Raw genomic sequence first — 15,995 nt, 5'->3', positions numbered from 1 at the left:
AACTGTAAGGGGTGAGGAATTTAATGGTACATCCTGTTCAATATGGCAAACGGGAGAGAATGAGTTATTCCAGAATCGACGATGTGTTGGAGATACCGAATCTTTTGGGGGTCCAAACGGAATCGTTTAAGTGGCTCATCGACGAAGGTCTCAGGGAAGTGTTTCGGGATATTTCGCCGATTGAAGACTTTGCGGGAAATCTAATACTGGAATTCGTCGATTACTACGTATCCGATGAGAAAAAGTACGATTTCGAGGAAGCAAAGGAAAAGGACACCAATTATTCGGCACCTTTAAAAGTAAAGGTTCGTCTGATCAATACGGAAACCGGGGAAGTTAAGGAACAGGAAGTCTTTATGGGCGATTTGCCCCTCATGAGCTCCACCGGTACCTTCGTCATTAACGGGGCGGAACGTGTCGTGGTCAGCCAATTGGTCCGTTCTCCCGGCGCCTACTACAAAGTCGAGTTCGACAAGACGGGCAAACAATTATTCTCTTCCACCTTGATTCCCAACCGCGGCGCCTGGCTGGAATTTGAAACCGACGCCCAAGGCGTGGTCAATGTGCGCATCGACCGCACGCGGAAGATTCCCATTACGATCTTACTGAGAGCCATCGGCGTGGAAAGCAATTTGGAAATCACGAACCTTATGGGCGAAACGGAAGAGCTCTTAAAGGTCTTTGAAAAAGATCAAACCAGCAACAAACAGGAAGCCCTTTTGGAAATTTACAAAAAGCTGCGTCCCGGCGAGCCGCCCACCGTGGAAAGTGCTCAGTCTCTGTTTGAAAACATGTTTTTCGACGCCCGTCGCTACGACATGGCGAAAGTGGGCCGCTACAAGTTCAACAAGAAGCTGGCTCTCAGAGAGCGTCTGCAAAACCAAATCCTGGCGGAAGATGTCATCGACGGCGAAACCGGCGAAGTCATGGGTACCGCCGGGGAGCGTGTGAGCCGCGAAGCCGCCATCGCCATCGAAAATGCCGGGATCAACCGCGTGGAAATCCTCGTCGACGATCCCAACGCTCTGGACGAAAAAATGAAGATCGTCCTCTTGGGGAACAATTTCGTGGATCCCGCGGCCCTGGATACGGACATCGACTTTGAAGCCCTGGGCTTTAAGGAAAAAATCTATCTGCCCCGCCTCAGGGAACTCTTCGAAGAATACGAAGGGGAAGAGCTCAGTACGCGGATTAAATTACATTATAAAGAGCTGTCGCCGAAACACATTTTGGTGGATGATATTTTGGCGGCGGTTAACTACGAATTCAACTTGTTCTACGGCATCGGCAAAACCGACGACATCGACCACTTGGGCAATCGCCGGATTCGCTCCGTGGGCGAGCTTTTGCAAAACCAATTTAGAATCGGCTTAACCCGCATGGAACGGGTGATTCGCGAACGCATGGCCGTACAGGATCCCGACGCGGCCACGCCCCAATCTTTAATCAATATCCGTCCGGTGACGGCGGCCATTAAAGAATTCTTCGGTTCCTCTCAATTGTCGCAATTTATGGACCAAAACAACCCCCTTTCGGAGCTGACCCACAAGCGTCGTCTCTCCGCTTTGGGGCCCGGCGGTCTGTCCAGAGACCGTGCCGGCATGGAAGTCCGCGACGTACACAACTCCCACTACGGAAGAATGTGTCCCATCGAGACGCCGGAAGGTCCGAACATCGGCTTGATCACCTCCCTCACCACCTTTGCCCGTATTAACGAATACGGCTTCATTGAAGCGCCTTACAGAAAGGTCGTCAAAGGAGAGGGCCTGGTCACTGACGAGATCGAATACATTACCGCCGATGTGGAAGATGAAAACATCATCGCCCAAGCCGACGAAAAAGTAGACGAAAACGGCCACTTCATTAACGACCGGGTTATCGCCCGAGGCATCGACGGCCTCGTCGACGTTTACAAGAGCGAAGACATCAGCTACATGGACGTGTCCCCGCAACAAATCGTCGCCGTCGGGACCAGCATGATTCCCTTCCTTGAAAACGACGACGCCAACCGTGCCCTCATGGGTTCAAACATGCAGCGTCAAGCCGTGCCTCTGTTAAAGACGGAAGCGCCCATCGTCGCCACGGGAATCGAATACAAAGCCGCTCGGGACTCCGGCGTCTGCGTCATCGCCACGGACGACGGCACCATTAAAAAGGTATCGAGCAATCTAATCGTCCTTTCGCCGGAAGGCGGCAAGGAAGACATCGCCTTCCGTCTCCACAAATTTGAAAAGGCCAACCAAGGGACCACGATTAATCAACGGCCCATTGTCGTGGAAGGCCAAAAGGTAAAACGCGGCGAAGTCATCGCCGATGGCCCCTCCACGGATTTAGGGGAAATGGCCCTGGGCAAAAACATCCTTATCGCCTTTATGAACTGGGAAGGCTACAACTACGAAGACGCCATGCTTATCAACGAAGAGCTGGTTATCGACGATGTCTTAACCTCCCTGCACATTGAAGAATACGAAGCCGAAGCCCGGGACACGAAATTAGGGCCGGAAGAAATTACCCGCGACATTTCCAATGTGAGCGACGACATGCTCAAGGATCTGGACGAACGGGGCATTATCCGCGTCGGTGCGGAAGTCAACCCCGGCGACATTCTCGTCGGCAAGGTAACGCCCAAGGGCGAGACGGAGCTTTCCGCGGAAGAGCGGCTATTGCGCGCCATCTTCGGCGAAAAGGCCAGGGAAGTGCGTGACACCTCCCTGCGCCTGCCCCACGGGGAAGCGGGCATCGTCGTGGACGTGAAAGTGTTTAGCCGCGCCGACGGCGACGAGCTGCAGCCCGGTGTCAACGAAATGGTCCGCGTCTTTATCGCCACGAAGCGGAAGATTCAAGTCGGCGATAAAATGTGCGGTCGCCACGGAAACAAAGGGGTTATCTCCCGCGTTCTTCCCAAGGAAGACATGCCCTACATGCCCGACGGACGGCCCATTCAAATCGTATTGAATCCCCTGGGCGTTCCCTCGCGGATGAACTTGGGCCAAGTATTGGAGGTCCACTTGGGCCTCGCCGCCAAGAAACTGGGCTGGCACGTGGCCACCCCCGTCTTTGACGGCGCCAACGAGCAGGATATTTTCGACACCTTGGAAAAGGCCGGCTACTCCGCCGACGGCAAGGTGCAATTAAGAGACGGCCGCACCGGGGAAGATTTCGACCACCCGGTGACCGTGGGCTACATGTACATGCTCAAGCTTCACCACTTGGTCGATGAAAAGATTCACTCCCGCTCCACGGGACCCTACTCCCTGGTAACGCAACAACCCTTGGGCGGCCGCGCCCAATTCGGCGGCCAACGTTTCGGGGAAATGGAAGTGTGGGCTCTGGAAGCTTACGGGGCAAGCCACACCTTGCAGGAAATGCTTACGGTAAAATCCGACGACATCGTGGGCCGGGTCAAGACCTACGAAGCCATTGTCAAGGGCGAAAACATTCCTCAACCGGGGATTCCCGAATCTTTCAAAGTTCTCATTAAAGAGTTGGAAGCACTAGCTCTTGAAATACAAGTACTGGACGAAAACGAAAACGAAGTGGATCTAAGTACCGACGACGACGATCTCAATCACTTAGATTCCATGGACGGAAAAATTGACGGAGAAGATGCAGGGGAGCTCATCGAAGGAAAACCCACCGTGAATGCCTTGGCCGGCATTCGCAAAATTTCCGGCGATGCGATTCCGACAGGTTTTACACAAGACGAAGAAGAGGAATAAGTCTCTTCGGCAGTTGAAGGTATTATTAAAGAAAGGAGTCTTGCTCCTTGAGCAGAAACGAATTATTTCATTCCATCAAAATCGGCTTAGCGTCCTCGGAAAAAATCAGATCTTGGTCCTACGGGGAAGTCAAGAAGCCGGAAACTATTAATTACAGAACACTGAAGCCCGAAAAAGAAGGTCTGTTCTGCGAAAAGATCTTCGGCCCCACGAAAGACTGGGAGTGTTCCTGCGGCAAATACAAGCGCCTGCGCTATAAGGGCGTGGTCTGCGAAAAATGCGGCGTGGAAGTCACCAAATCCAAGGTGCGCAGAGAGCGCATGGGCCACATCGAGCTGGCCGCGCCGGTCTCTCACATTTGGTACTTTAAGGGCATCCCCTCCCGCATGGGCCTGGTCATGGACATCAGCCCCCGGGCGCTGGAAAAAGTCCTTTACTTCGCTTCCTACATCGTCACTCGCGTGGACGAAGGGGTGCCGGATCTATATGAAAAGCAACTCTTGTCTGAAACGGAATACCGCGAATTTAAGCGGGAATACGGCGACAAATTCGAAGCAAAAATGGGCGCAGAAGCCATTCGCGATCTTTTGCGCAAAACCGATTTAGACGCGATTTCCAAGGATTTAAGAGATCAGTTGGACGATGCCACGGGCCAAAAGCGGGTGCGCATTACCCGCCGTTTGGAAGTCATCGAGGCCTTCAGAAACTCCGGCAACAAATGCGAGTGGATGATCCTCGATTGCATCCCCGTCATTCCGCCGGAACTGCGCCCCATGGTGCAATTAGACGGCGGCCGCTTCGCCACCAGTGACTTAAACGATTTGTATCGCCGCGTCATTAACCGGAACAACCGCCTGAGAAAACTCATGGACATCGGTGCGCCGGAAATTATCGTACGAAACGAAAAGCGGATGCTTCAGGAATCCGTCGACGCTTTAATCGACAACGGCCGTCGCGGCCGCCCCGTCACCGGCGCCGGCAACCGGCCCTTAAAGAGCCTTTCCGAAATGCTGAAAGGCAAGCAAGGGCGCTTCCGTCAAAACTTGCTGGGCAAGCGTGTCGACTACTCCGGCCGTTCCGTTATCGTCGTCGGCCCGTCACTGAAATTCTATCAATGCGGTCTGCCGAAGAACATGGCGCTGGAGCTCTTTAAGCCCTTCGTCATGCGCGAATTGGTTGAGAGGGAACTGGCCCACAACATCAAAAGCGCGAAGCGCATGGTGGAAAGGGTACGTCCGGAAGTATGGGACGTGCTGGAAGAGGTCATTAAAGACCATCCGGTGCTTCTGAACCGTGCGCCTACCCTGCACCGTTTGGGGATTCAAGCCTTCGAACCGGTCTTGGTTGAAGGCAAAGCCATTAAGCTGCACCCCCTCGCCTGTACGGCCTACAACGCCGACTTCGACGGGGACCAAATGGCGGTTCACTTGCCCCTTTCGGCGGAAGCCCAAGCGGAAGCCCGCCTCTTGATGCTCTCCACAAACAATATTTTGGCATTAAAAGACGGCAAGCCCATTACGACGCCGTCGCAAGACATGGTCCTCGGTATGTACTACCTGACCTTAGACAGAAAAGGCCACGTCAAAGGCGACGGCATGAGCTTTATCGACGAAAAAGAAATGATGCACGCCTACGCCTGCGGCTGGGTGCACCTCCATTCCCATGTGAAGGTACGCCGCTTCAAAGATGAAGACGACAAGCGGGGTAAGATCGTGGAAAGCACCGTCGGGCGCTTCTTGATCAACAAGGCCATTCCCCAAGACTTGGGCTTTGTGGATCGCGAAAAAGATCCCTACAGTCTGGAAATCGACCGCGTCATCGACAAAAAGCTCTTAGGAAAAATCATCGACCGCTGCTACAAACTCCACGACAATCTGGAAACGGCGGCCTTCCTCGACGAAGTGAAGAGCCTGGGCTACCACTACTCCACCGTGGGCGCCATGTCCATTTCCATGGGCGACGTCGAAATTCCCGTGGAAAAACCGGAAATCCTCCATCAAGCGGATTTAGACGTGGAAAAATACGAAAAAGCCTACAGAAAAGGGCTGATCAGCGACGAAGAACGCTACGAACACGTCATCGACATCTGGAACGAAGCCACGGATCACTTAACGGACAAAGTTATGGAAGGCTTCGGCGAAATGAACAATATCTTCATCTTTGCCGATTCCGGAGCCCGTGGTTCCAAGAACCAAATTCGTCAATTGGCCGGCATGCGCGGGCTCATGGCTTCGCCTTCGGGGCGCACCATCGAAGTCCCCATTACCTCAAACTTCCGTGAAGGCCTGGACGTCTTGGAATTCTTTATGTCTACCCACGGTTCGCGGAAAGGTTTGGCGGATACGGCCCTTCGTACCGCCGACTCCGGCTACCTGACCCGCCGTTTGGTCGATGTGTCGCAACAAGTGACCGTCACCGAAGAAGATTGCGGCACGGACAGCTACATCGTAGCCAAGTCCTTTAAAGACGGCCGCGAAATGATCGAAGAACTTCACGATCGAATCGAAGGCCGTACGGCATACGAGGATATTCACCATCCCGAAACCGGCGATCTCCTGGCCAAAGGCGGGGAAATGATCGGATCCAAAGAAGCCGACGCCATTGTGGCCGCAGGCATTGAAGAAGTGAAGATCCGTTCCATCCTGGGATGCCATTCCGAAGACGGCGTCTGCGCCAAGTGCTACGGCGAAAACATGGCCACGGGACGCCCGGTAGGCATCGGGGAAGCCGTCGGCGTCATCGCCGCACAATCCATCGGCGAGCCCGGAACCCAGCTGACCATGCGTACCTTCCACACCGGCGGCGTCGCAGCGGCAGCGGATATCACCCAAGGTTTGCCCCGTGTCGAAGAACTTTTCGAAGTGCGTAAACCGAAAGGTCTCGCCATTATCGCTGAAATCAGCGGGACCGTGGACATTCGGGAAACGGCGAAGAAACGCGAAATCGTCATTACCGCAGACGACGGCGCTTCGGAAGCCTACACTGTGGTCTACGGCGCACGGGTCAAGGTAAAACCCGGCGACCGCGTGGAAAAAGGCGACGAGCTTACCCAAGGTTCCGTCTATCCCCAAGACCTCCTTCGCGTCAAGGGCGTCATGGGCGTTCAGGAATACATCGTCAAAGAAGTACAACGGGTCTACCGCCTGCAAGGGGTCGACATCGACGACAAACACATCGAAGTCATCGTCAAGCAAATGATGTCCAAAGTGCGCGTCGACGAAGCCGGCGGCACAAGTCTTTTGCCCGGCAGCATGGTAAGCAAGAAAGAATTCGAACACGCCAACGAAAAGGCGAAAGCGATCGGTCTTCAAGAAGCCACGGCCATTCCCACTTTGCTCGGGATCACCAAAGCTTCCCTGGCCACGGATTCCTTCCTTTCCGCCGCATCCTTCCAGGAAACGACCCGCGTCTTAACCGATGCAGCCATCGAAGGCAAGCAAGATTACCTGAAAGGCTTAAAAGAAAACATCATCATCGGCCAACTGATTCCCGCAGGGACCGGCGTCCGCCAAAACGGCACGGTCTACTGGGAAGAGGAAGACAAGCGAAAAGAAGAATTAGATATTCTGGAAGGCATGAAGGCCTGAGATGTGATATGAAACTCCGCTTCGGCGGAGTTTTTCTATTGACAAAAAGATCGTAAAGAACCATAATTTACAATAGCATTGTAAATGGAGGTTCATTCATGAAAACAAAACAACTGACTACCATGGCCATGTATCTCGCCATCATTATTTTAAGCGGCTTGCTTGCAATCCCCACCCCTCTCGGCGTGCCCATCGTTCTTCAAAACATGGTGTGCGCCCTGGCCGGCGCCGTCCTCGGGAAGAAAAACGGAACCCTCACCGTCTTCATCTTTCTGCTATGCATCGCCATCGGCCTGCCGGTCTTGCCCGGAGGACGGAGCGGCGCGGCCGTCTTTTTCGGCCTAACCGGCTCCTACTTTATCGGCTACCTGCTCTCACCCTTTTTCGTGGGACTTGCCCTTGAGAAAGCAAAAAGCCGCGGCTACTTCACATTTCTTGCGATTTTCGTCGTCTTCGGCGCCCTGCTCATTAACTTCTCGGGCCTGATCAGTTTGTACGCAAACAGCGAAAATTTCGCCGCCGCGTTTAAGACCATGATCGCCTTTATACCCGTGGATTTAGTGAAGGCCGTCCCCGTCGCATGGGTGGCTGAACGCCTCTATACGACGCAACCGGGTTTTTTAAAAGAAATCCGGGCATAAAGGGGGATAAATCCCGCAAAATGCTTGAAAATTGAACGAAAAGATGGTACACTAGCGAAGTGTAAATCGAACGCATCAGGAACTACCCGCTCTACGGGTAGTTTTTCATGATTGAAAATCGATTTGTGCTGTAAGAACTACACAATAATTAAAGGAGGTGCACTAAGTGCCTACAATTAACCAACTTGTAAAGAAGGGTAGAAAGAGATCCGAAACGAAGTCGAAATCGCCGGCTTTGGGATTCAACTACGATTCCTTACAAAAAGAACAAACCGTCGTTAACTCCCCTCAAAAAAGAGGCGTTTGCGTCGCGGTTCGTACTGTAACGCCGAAGAAACCGAACTCCGCGCTCCGTAAAGTTGCCCGTGTTCGTCTTTCCAACGGCTACGAAGTCATGGCATACATTCCCGGAATTGGCCATAACTTGCAAGAACACAGTGTCGTCTTAGTTCGCGGCGGTCGTGTTAAGGACCTTCCCGGTGTGCGTTACCACGTCGTTCGGGGAACCTTGGATACGGCAGGCGTCGACGGAAGAAGACAAGCGCGTTCCAAATATGGTGCAAAGAAACCGAAAAGTAACTAATCAAAGAGCACAATCTTTTCAATAGATGCTCTTGGCACACGACATCTGTCGAGTACCGTTGATTTTTCTCAACCAAATAGTTAAGGAGGGAAGAGAATGCCAAGAAAAGGACATATTCCTAAAAGAGAGGTCATGCCCGATCCCGTATACGGCGACGTTGTCATTACCAAATTAATCAACAACGTCATGTTAGACGGCAAACGGGGCACGGCCCAACGAATCGTCTACGGCGCACTGGATGCCGTAAAAGAAGCAACCGGTGAGGATCCCTTAGAAGTATTCTACAAAGCATTAAACAATGCCATGCCGGTTTTGGAAGTCAAAGCACGCCGTATCGGCGGTGCCAACTATCAAGTCCCCTTGGAAGTGCGTCCCGAAAGACGTCAAACCTTGGGCCTTCGCTGGATCGTTCGTTACGCCAGAGAGCGCGGTGAAAAAACCATGGTCGAACGCTTATCCAAAGAAATTTTGGATGCATCCAACGACCTGGGCGGCGCAGTGAAGCGTAAGGACGAAATGCATCGTGCGGCAGAAGCAAACAAAGCTTTTGCTCATTTCAGATGGTAAGAAAGGGGAAATTACGTGGCTAGAGAAGTGCCGCTTAATAAAGTACGCAATATCGGAATTATGGCGCACATCGACGCCGGTAAAACGACGACGACCGAACGGATTCTGTATTACACCGGTCGGATCCACAAGATCGGGGAAACCCACGACGGTGGCGCCCAAATGGACTGGATGGAGCAAGAGCAAGAACGTGGGATCACGATCACTTCCGCTGCTACCACCGCGCACTGGAAAGGCTATCGCCTGAACATCATCGACACACCGGGCCACGTCGACTTCACCGTAGAAGTTGAACGTTCCCTTCGCGTCCTCGACGGTGCCGTTTCCCTCTTCGATGCGAAGAGCGGGGTCGAACCGCAATCGGAAACGGTTTGGCGCCAAGCTGACCGCTACCACGTTCCCAGAATCGCGCACATTAACAAAATGGACGTTACCGGTGCCGACTTCTTCCGTTCGGTAAAAACCATCGAAGACAAATTACACGGTAATCCCGTCCCGATTCAAATTCCCATGGGCGCCGAAGAAAGCTTCATCGGCATGATCGACTTGGTCACCATGGAAGCTGAAATCTACAAAGATGACATGGGTACCGAAATTGAAATCACGGAAGTGCCCGAAGAATACAAGGCACAAGCCGAAGAATGGCGCGAAAACATGATCGAAAAAGTCTCCGAATTCGACGAAGACTTAATGATGGCCTATTTGGAAGGCGAAGAAGTCACCCAAGAAGCCATTAAACGCGCCATCCGTAAGGGAACCCTGGACGTGGCCATGACGCCCGTCACCTGCGGTTCCTCTTACAAAAACAAAGGGGTACAACTCTTACTCGATGCCATTATCGACTACCTGCCCTCGCCGGTAGACATTCCCGCCATTGTCGGCGTGGATCCCGATACGGACGAAGAAGAAGATCGTCACGCAAGCGACGACGAACCCTTCTCCGCATTGGCATTTAAGATCGTTACCGACCCCTATGTAGGGAAACTTTCCTACTTCCGCGTCTACTCCGGTACATTAAAGGCCGGAAGCTACGTCTACAACTCCAGCAAGGGCAAGAGAGAACGCGTCGGTCGTATCCTTTTGATGCACGCCAACAAGCGTGAAGAAGTCGAAGAAATCTATGCCGGTGAAATCGCCGCTGCCGTCGGTTTAAAAGATACATCCACCGGGGACACCCTCTGTTCCGAAGATGATCTTATCATTTTGGAAAACATGGAATTCCCGGAACCCGTTATCTCCGTCGCCATCGAACCGAAGACCAAGGCGTCTCAAGACAAAATGTCCATCGGTCTGCAAAAACTCGCCGAAGAAGACCCGACCTTCAGAACCTACACCGACGAAGAAACCGGTCAAACCATCATCGCCGGCATGGGCGAATTGCACTTGGATATTATCGTCGACCGTCTGCTCCGCGAATTTAAAGTTGAAGCAAACATCGGTAACCCGAAAGTATCCTACCGCGAAGGCATCCTCGGATCCGCCGACGGCGAAGGCAAATTCGTTCGTCAATCCGGTGGTCGCGGTCAATACGGTCACGCCAAGATCAAAGTCGAACCCCTCGAAGCGGGCAAAGGCTTTGAATTCGAAAACAACATCGTTGGTGGCGCCATTCCCAAGGAATTTATCGGACCCACCCAACAAGGGATCGAAGAAGCCATGCAAAACGGTGTTCTCGGCGGCTACGAAGTTCTCGATGTCAAAGTCAGCCTCTACGACGGCTCCTTCCACGATGTCGACTCTTCGGAAATGGCATTTAAGATCGCCGGCTCCATGGCATTGCGCGATGCCTTATCCAAGGCCAATCCCGTACTGCTCGAACCGGTCATGAAAGTCGAAATCGTAACTCCCGAAGAGTACATGGGCGATGTTATCGGCGACATTAACTCCCGCCGTGGCCGTATGGAAGGGATGGAATTGGTAGCCGGTGCGCAAATCGTCACCTGCTACGTCCCCTTGGCTGAAATGTTCGGCTACGCAACCAGCTTGCGTTCCAACACCCAAGGCCGCGCAAACTACTCCATGCAATTCGACCACTACGAACAAGTTCCCAAGAACGTGTCCGAAGAAGTACTCAACGGCAAAAATAAATAAGTCAAATCCAAATTAAAGGAGGATATACAATGGCAAAAGGAAAATTTGAAAGAAACAAACCCCACGTCAACGTCGGCACCATCGGCCACGTCGACCACGGCAAGACCACCCTTACGGCGGCAATCACCCTCGTATTAAACAAACGCTTCGGCTCCGGCGAATTCGTCGACTACGCAAACATCGACAAAGCCCCCGAAGAAAGAGAACGCGGCATCACCATCTCCACGTCCCACGTCGAATACGAGACCGAAAAACGCCACTACGCCCACGTCGACTGCCCCGGCCACGCCGACTACGTTAAAAACATGATCACCGGCGCAGCCCAAATGGACGGCGCCATCCTCGTTGTAAGTGCGGCAGACGGCCCCATGCCCCAAACCCGCGAACACATCCTCTTGGCCCGCCAAGTCGGCGTCCCCAAAATCGTCGTCTTCTTAAACAAACAAGACCAAGTCGATGACGACGAACTCATCGAACTCGTCGAAATGGAAGTCAGAGATCTCTTAAGCGAATACGAATTCGACGGCGACAACACCCCCATCACCGTGGGCAGCGCCTTAAAAGCATTGGAAGATCCCGACGGAGAATGGGGAGACAAAATCGTCGCCCTCATGGACACCGTCGACGAATGGATCGACGATCCCATCCGCGACATCGATCACCCCTTCCTCATGCCCGTCGAAGACATCTTCTCCATCACCGGCCGCGGCACCGTCGCCACCGGTCGTGTTGAACGCGGCACCATCAAAGTCAACGACAACGTCGAAATCGTCGGCTTAACCACCGAAAAAAGAACCGTCGTCGTCACCGGCGTCGAAATGTTCAGAAAACAACTCGACCAAGCCGAAGCAGGCGACAACGTCGGCCTTCTGCTCCGCGGCGTTCAAAGAGACGAAATCGAACGCGGCCAAGTACTGGCAGAACCCGGCAGCATCCATCCCCACACCAAATTCGAAGCCGAAGTCTACGTCCTGAGCAAAGAAGAAGGCGGACGCCACACCCCGTTCTTTAACGGCTACCGTCCCCAATTCTACTTCAGAACCACCGACGTAACCGGCGACATCACCTTAGCAGACGGTGTCGAAATGGTCATGCCCGGCGACAACGCCACCTTCAAAGTCGAACTCATCACCCCCGTCGCCATGGACGAAGGATTACGCTTCGCCATCAGAGAAGGCGGCCGCACCGTCGCCTCCGGGGTCGTATCCAAGATTGTAGAATAACAAAAAAACAAACAAATAGAGAAAGGACGTGGAAACACGTCCTTTCTCTATTTAAAAATACATATTTCTCCAAAGGGAACAGACCACGGACTCTTTTTTTAAGTAAGTCTTCATTCTTATGAAAACGGATAGACGAGACAAGCAAAACCATTTTTTAATTCACACCTTTACTTCAACCGATACTTCCGGGGGAGGGAAAAAGGCGTTGCGATTTCATGACCTATCCCGACGAGCGAAGCGAGTCGTAGGAAGGTCAGATGCAGTCTTACACCGTTTCGAGGAGGCGAAGCCTTCACGAAACGGATGTATAGTTGTGGAATGGCAACACTTTTTTGGACACTTTTCTTAAGGTGTCAACTGTAAACGGTCTTTGTCTTCCACTGCTTTCTTTGTCCTGTATGCGAGCGGGGTCATGTTTTCAAGGCTTGTGTGCACTCGGTCGTTGTTCCACCACTGCACATAGTCGCTGAGTTTTTCTCTTAACTCGTTAAGGCTTTGAAAGGTTTCTCTCTCTAAAAACTCGGTTTTGAAACTTTTAAATATGTTTTCTGCCGCGGCGTTGTCGTATGGATTGCCAGGTCGGCTTAGGGATCGTTTGATGCCGTTTGCTTTTAAGATGGCACAAATGGTGTTGTTGTCGAATTCTTTGCCTCGATCGGTGTGAAAGTATTGGACAGCGTCGAGGGGGTAGGGAATGGTGTTAAATGCTTCCTGAATAAGGGCAGCATCGCGACGAAGGCCGCAGGAGTAGCCGATGACTTCGCGATTGAAAAGATCAGTAATGGCACAAACGTAGGCCCATCTCTGATTGATGCGAACATAGGTCAGGTCGGAAACGATGACCTCCAGCGGTTTACGATGACTAAATTCTCGGTTGAGAACGTTGCGTACTTTCTCTTCGTTTTTCCTGGTCGGGTGGTGTCTGTATTTTGCTTTGGTGTAGACGGATACCAAGTGAAGTTTCTTCATGATGGCGCGAATTCGTCGCCTAGAGGCGACGATGTTTTCTGCTTCTAACTTACTTTTTATCCTGCGCGCGCCATAGACGTTATGACTTGCGCGAAAGATGGAGCGAACCTTGATCTCCAGCTCGATGGCCTCATCGGTAAGAGGCTTCGGCCGGTAATAGTAAGCGGAACGGCTGATTCCTAACACTCTGCAAAGCGCTGATACCGGGTATTTGTGCTTCAAACGATCGATGACGTATCGTTTTTCTCCGCAAGTATCAGCGCGGCCTGCTTTAAAATATCATTCTCCATCTTGAGTCGTTGAATCTCTTTACGCAAGGCAATCTTTTCCTGATCCGATTCACTCAACGAAACCGTCTCTTTGAAGGTCCCGGTGGTGCGGAATTGACTAACCCAGCGGTCAAAAGCTGAAGGGGTTAACGAATATTTCTGAATGATCTCTTGCCGACTCATGCCTTCCTCGTATAGGTCCACCACGTGCTGCTTGAACTCGTCTGAGAAGACTCTTCTTTTTCTAGGTGCTTTATCCATTTGATCCTCCTTGTTGATCATAAGATACCACACCTTAAGAAAACTGTCCTAATTATTGTAACCTATCCAATCGCAACGCCCTTTTTCCCTCCCCCGGAAAGAATCGCGAAGATATAATTATAGCAAGACAAAAATGGATCGCCACGTCCACTATGTGAGTATCTCGGAACAATGAATAGAAACAAATGTGTGAAAGCAAAACGAAGAAAAAAACTGCATCATCCCATATTGCCAAGACCTTTCTGTTTCGGTAAGATAGTAAAAGACTAAAAAGAGGTGTTAAATGAAAGTACTGAAAATCATCGTGGCGGCGCTTTTAATCGCCGCCTTGTCCGGGGCCTTGGTGCTGGGCTATGAATTGGTCGATCGACCGATCACAAAAAGAAGCCACGAATTGTCGCGGGAAGAGGCGACGAAAAGAATAAATAAATTAGATACGACAAATCCCTTTACCGGCGACGACCCGCTCCATATTTTGCTTTTCGGCATCGACAAGACGGCGACGACGGACATGACCGAGGAGGGCAATCCCACGCGCAGTGACGTGGTCATGCTCGTTACCATCGATCCGGTGACCAAGCGGGCACAACTCCTTTCCTTGCCTCGAGATACGTATGTCGACATCGAAGGCCACCAAGGAAAGACCAAGTTGGGCCACGCCTACGCCTACGGCGGAGAAAAGTTGGCGGAAGAGACGGTGGAAAACTTCCTCGACGTGAAGATCGACTACTACGCCACCGTGGACTACAACGCCGTGGAACGCCTGGTGGATGCCGTGGGCGGCATCGATGTGGATATCCCCTTTGATTACAGCTACGAAGATACTTACGTGGTGCCAAATCTGCACATCGACTTTAAAAAAGGCAAGCAAAAGCTTGATGGCGCCGATGCGGTGCGCTACTTGCGTATACGCAAGATCTATGAAGATCAAGACATCGACCGGATCCAAGTGCAACAGCGATTTATCATGCAGCTCTTCGACAAACTGAAGCGGCCCATGATGATCTTGAAAATTCCCGAGCTCATCGACATCGCTTTAGACAATATCGAGACAAATCTGACCTACGGACAAATCGCCTACCTGGCGAAAATGGGCCTGGATATGGACAGGGAAAACATCCAAACCGATACCTTGGTCGGAGAGAACAAGCGGATCGGAAGCATTGATTACTACATCGTCGATCAGGCGTCGGCCAGAGAGCAAGTGCGCCGCTTTGCTGAAGGCAAGATCGGCTACTACGATGAAATCCAAGAGCAAAAGAAAGCAAATCAAGAAAATTCCGACGCAGCCGATACGGGTGAATCGACAAACGAATAAGAAAGACAATGAAAGTTCTCGCTTCGTCGGGGACTTTTTTCATGGGCGGGTATAAAGGTAAAAACAGCGTAAGCAAATGGATAAGAAAGGAAGATTCCATGAAGATTAAACATACCGACGGACGATTCTATGTAGGCGATGTAAATTCGCCGGACGCCGTATTGGATTACCGGTTCATCGACGGCAAAACCGTACAGGCTTACCACACGGAAACTACCGAAGCCGTGCGGGGGCAAGGCGTAGCCGGTGCCCTGTTCGAAGCATTCATCAATTACGTCGTCGATCACGATCTTCGCGTGCGTGCAGACTGCTCCTACGTTGACAAGAAAATGAAGGAAGACGATGTCTACGCCATGCGCATGGTCTGAAGAATCCTTTTACAAAAATCTAAAAGAATGATAACTACGTCTTGACACGGGGCGGGAGAGTTAGTATAATAGCAAAGTCATCAAATCGATGGCGGGTCAAGCACGGTCTAAATAAAAAAGATTTAAAAAGTGCTTGACGACAGCTTACCGACATGGTAAACTATACAAGTTGTCACGTGAGGCACGTCAAAAAAACTTTTTACAAAGATTTAAAAAGTGCTTGACAAAAAAGCCCCTGCGGGATATACTAAATAAGCTGTTTCGCAAGACACAGCACTGAACCAAGTTAATTAAATGGTATAAGAGATTAAACCATAACAATCTATAAGCTTAAAGCGGAACACAGTCAGTGGATCCGAGCTAAGCAAACTCAAAGTTTTTATTGAGAGTTTGATCCTG

10 protein-coding genes are annotated in these 15,995 nt (G+C 51.6%); 9 read left to right on the top strand and 1 reads right to left on the bottom strand.

Features of this window, described 5'->3' with window-relative positions:
* The first annotated feature begins 23 nt into the window (after positions 1 to 23).
* The 7 genes from rpoB to tuf all read left to right on the top strand — a co-directional run bounded on the left by rpoB (position 24) and on the right by tuf (position 12,411).
* A complete protein-coding gene (gene rpoB, locus OCV31_RS01820; RefSeq protein ID WP_148472065.1) occupies positions 24 to 3,719 on the top strand; it encodes a DNA-directed RNA polymerase subunit beta in 3,696 nt (1,231 codons plus the stop codon).
* 47 nt (positions 3,720 to 3,766) lie between these two features.
* Positions 3,767 to 7,306 carry a DNA-directed RNA polymerase subunit beta' gene (gene rpoC, locus OCV31_RS01815; RefSeq protein ID WP_148472063.1) on the top strand — a complete coding sequence of 1,180 codons (3,540 nt, stop codon included), beginning with the start codon at positions 3,767 to 3,769 and terminating at the stop codon, positions 7,304 to 7,306.
* Between the two features lie 98 nt (positions 7,307 to 7,404).
* Positions 7,405 to 7,947 (top strand): biotin transporter BioY, encoded by a 543-nt coding sequence (locus OCV31_RS01810; protein ID WP_148472061.1) that lies wholly within the window; start codon positions 7,405 to 7,407, stop codon positions 7,945 to 7,947.
* Between the two features lie 166 nt (positions 7,948 to 8,113).
* Complete coding sequence (rpsL, locus tag OCV31_RS01805; RefSeq protein WP_108831901.1) at positions 8,114 to 8,530, top strand: 30S ribosomal protein S12; 417 nt, start codon at positions 8,114 to 8,116, stop codon at positions 8,528 to 8,530.
* A gap of 96 nt (positions 8,531 to 8,626) precedes the next feature.
* Positions 8,627 to 9,097: a 30S ribosomal protein S7 gene (gene rpsG / locus OCV31_RS01800; protein ID WP_108831902.1), complete on the top strand. Its 471-nt coding sequence runs from the start codon at positions 8,627 to 8,629 to the stop codon at positions 9,095 to 9,097.
* 15 nt (positions 9,098 to 9,112) lie between these two features.
* Positions 9,113 to 11,188, top strand: a complete 2,076-nt coding sequence (gene fusA / locus OCV31_RS01795; protein WP_148472059.1) for an elongation factor G — start codon at positions 9,113 to 9,115, stop codon at positions 11,186 to 11,188.
* Positions 11,189 to 11,217: 29 nt separating this feature from the next.
* Positions 11,218 to 12,411 carry an elongation factor Tu gene (gene tuf / locus OCV31_RS01790; protein WP_148472057.1) on the top strand — a complete coding sequence of 398 codons (1,194 nt, stop codon included), beginning with the start codon at positions 11,218 to 11,220 and terminating at the stop codon, positions 12,409 to 12,411.
* Between the two features lie 345 nt (positions 12,412 to 12,756).
* On the opposite strand, the gene OCV31_RS01785 is transcribed toward tuf, so the two are convergent.
* Positions 12,757 to 13,910 (bottom strand): IS3 family transposase gene (locus tag OCV31_RS01785; protein WP_394800629.1). Its coding sequence is split into 2 segments (ribosomal slippage): positions 12,757 to 13,629 and positions 13,632 to 13,910, totalling 1,152 coding nucleotides; the frame shifts between segments, so codons are not numbered across the junction.
* A 283-nt stretch (positions 13,911 to 14,193) separates the two neighbouring features.
* Between OCV31_RS01785 and OCV31_RS01780 the strand changes: the two genes are divergently transcribed.
* Positions 14,194 to 15,228: an LCP family protein gene (locus OCV31_RS01780; protein ID WP_148472053.1), complete on the top strand. Its 1,035-nt coding sequence runs from the start codon at positions 14,194 to 14,196 to the stop codon at positions 15,226 to 15,228.
* 98 nt (positions 15,229 to 15,326) lie between these two features.
* Positions 15,327 to 15,596 carry a GNAT family N-acetyltransferase gene (locus OCV31_RS01775; RefSeq protein WP_267303741.1) on the top strand — a complete coding sequence of 90 codons (270 nt, stop codon included), beginning with the start codon at positions 15,327 to 15,329 and terminating at the stop codon, positions 15,594 to 15,596.
* The last annotated feature ends 399 nt before the right edge of the window (positions 15,597 to 15,995 follow it).

This window comes from Aedoeadaptatus acetigenes (assembly GCF_025566985.1).
Classification (GTDB): domain Bacteria; phylum Bacillota; class Clostridia; order Tissierellales; family Peptoniphilaceae; genus Aedoeadaptatus; species Aedoeadaptatus acetigenes.
This window is presented reverse-complemented; position numbering and strand designations above follow the sequence as displayed.

Bases quoted from the DNA above. Each gene is read 5' to 3' on its own strand.
- rpoB (WP_148472065.1), top strand. From the start codon at position 24: ATGGTACATCCTGTTCAATATGGCAAACGGGAGAGAATGAGTTATTCC.
- OCV31_RS01810 (WP_148472061.1), top strand. From the start codon at position 7,405: ATGAAAACAAAACAACTGACTACCATGGCCATGTATCTCGCCATCATT.
- rpsG (WP_108831902.1), top strand. From the start codon at position 8,627: ATGCCAAGAAAAGGACATATTCCTAAAAGAGAGGTCATGCCCGATCCC.
- tuf (WP_148472057.1), top strand. From the start codon at position 11,218: ATGGCAAAAGGAAAATTTGAAAGAAACAAACCCCACGTCAACGTCGGC.
- OCV31_RS01780 (WP_148472053.1), top strand. From the start codon at position 14,194: ATGAAAGTACTGAAAATCATCGTGGCGGCGCTTTTAATCGCCGCCTTG.
- OCV31_RS01775 (WP_267303741.1), top strand. From the start codon at position 15,327: ATGAAGATTAAACATACCGACGGACGATTCTATGTAGGCGATGTAAAT.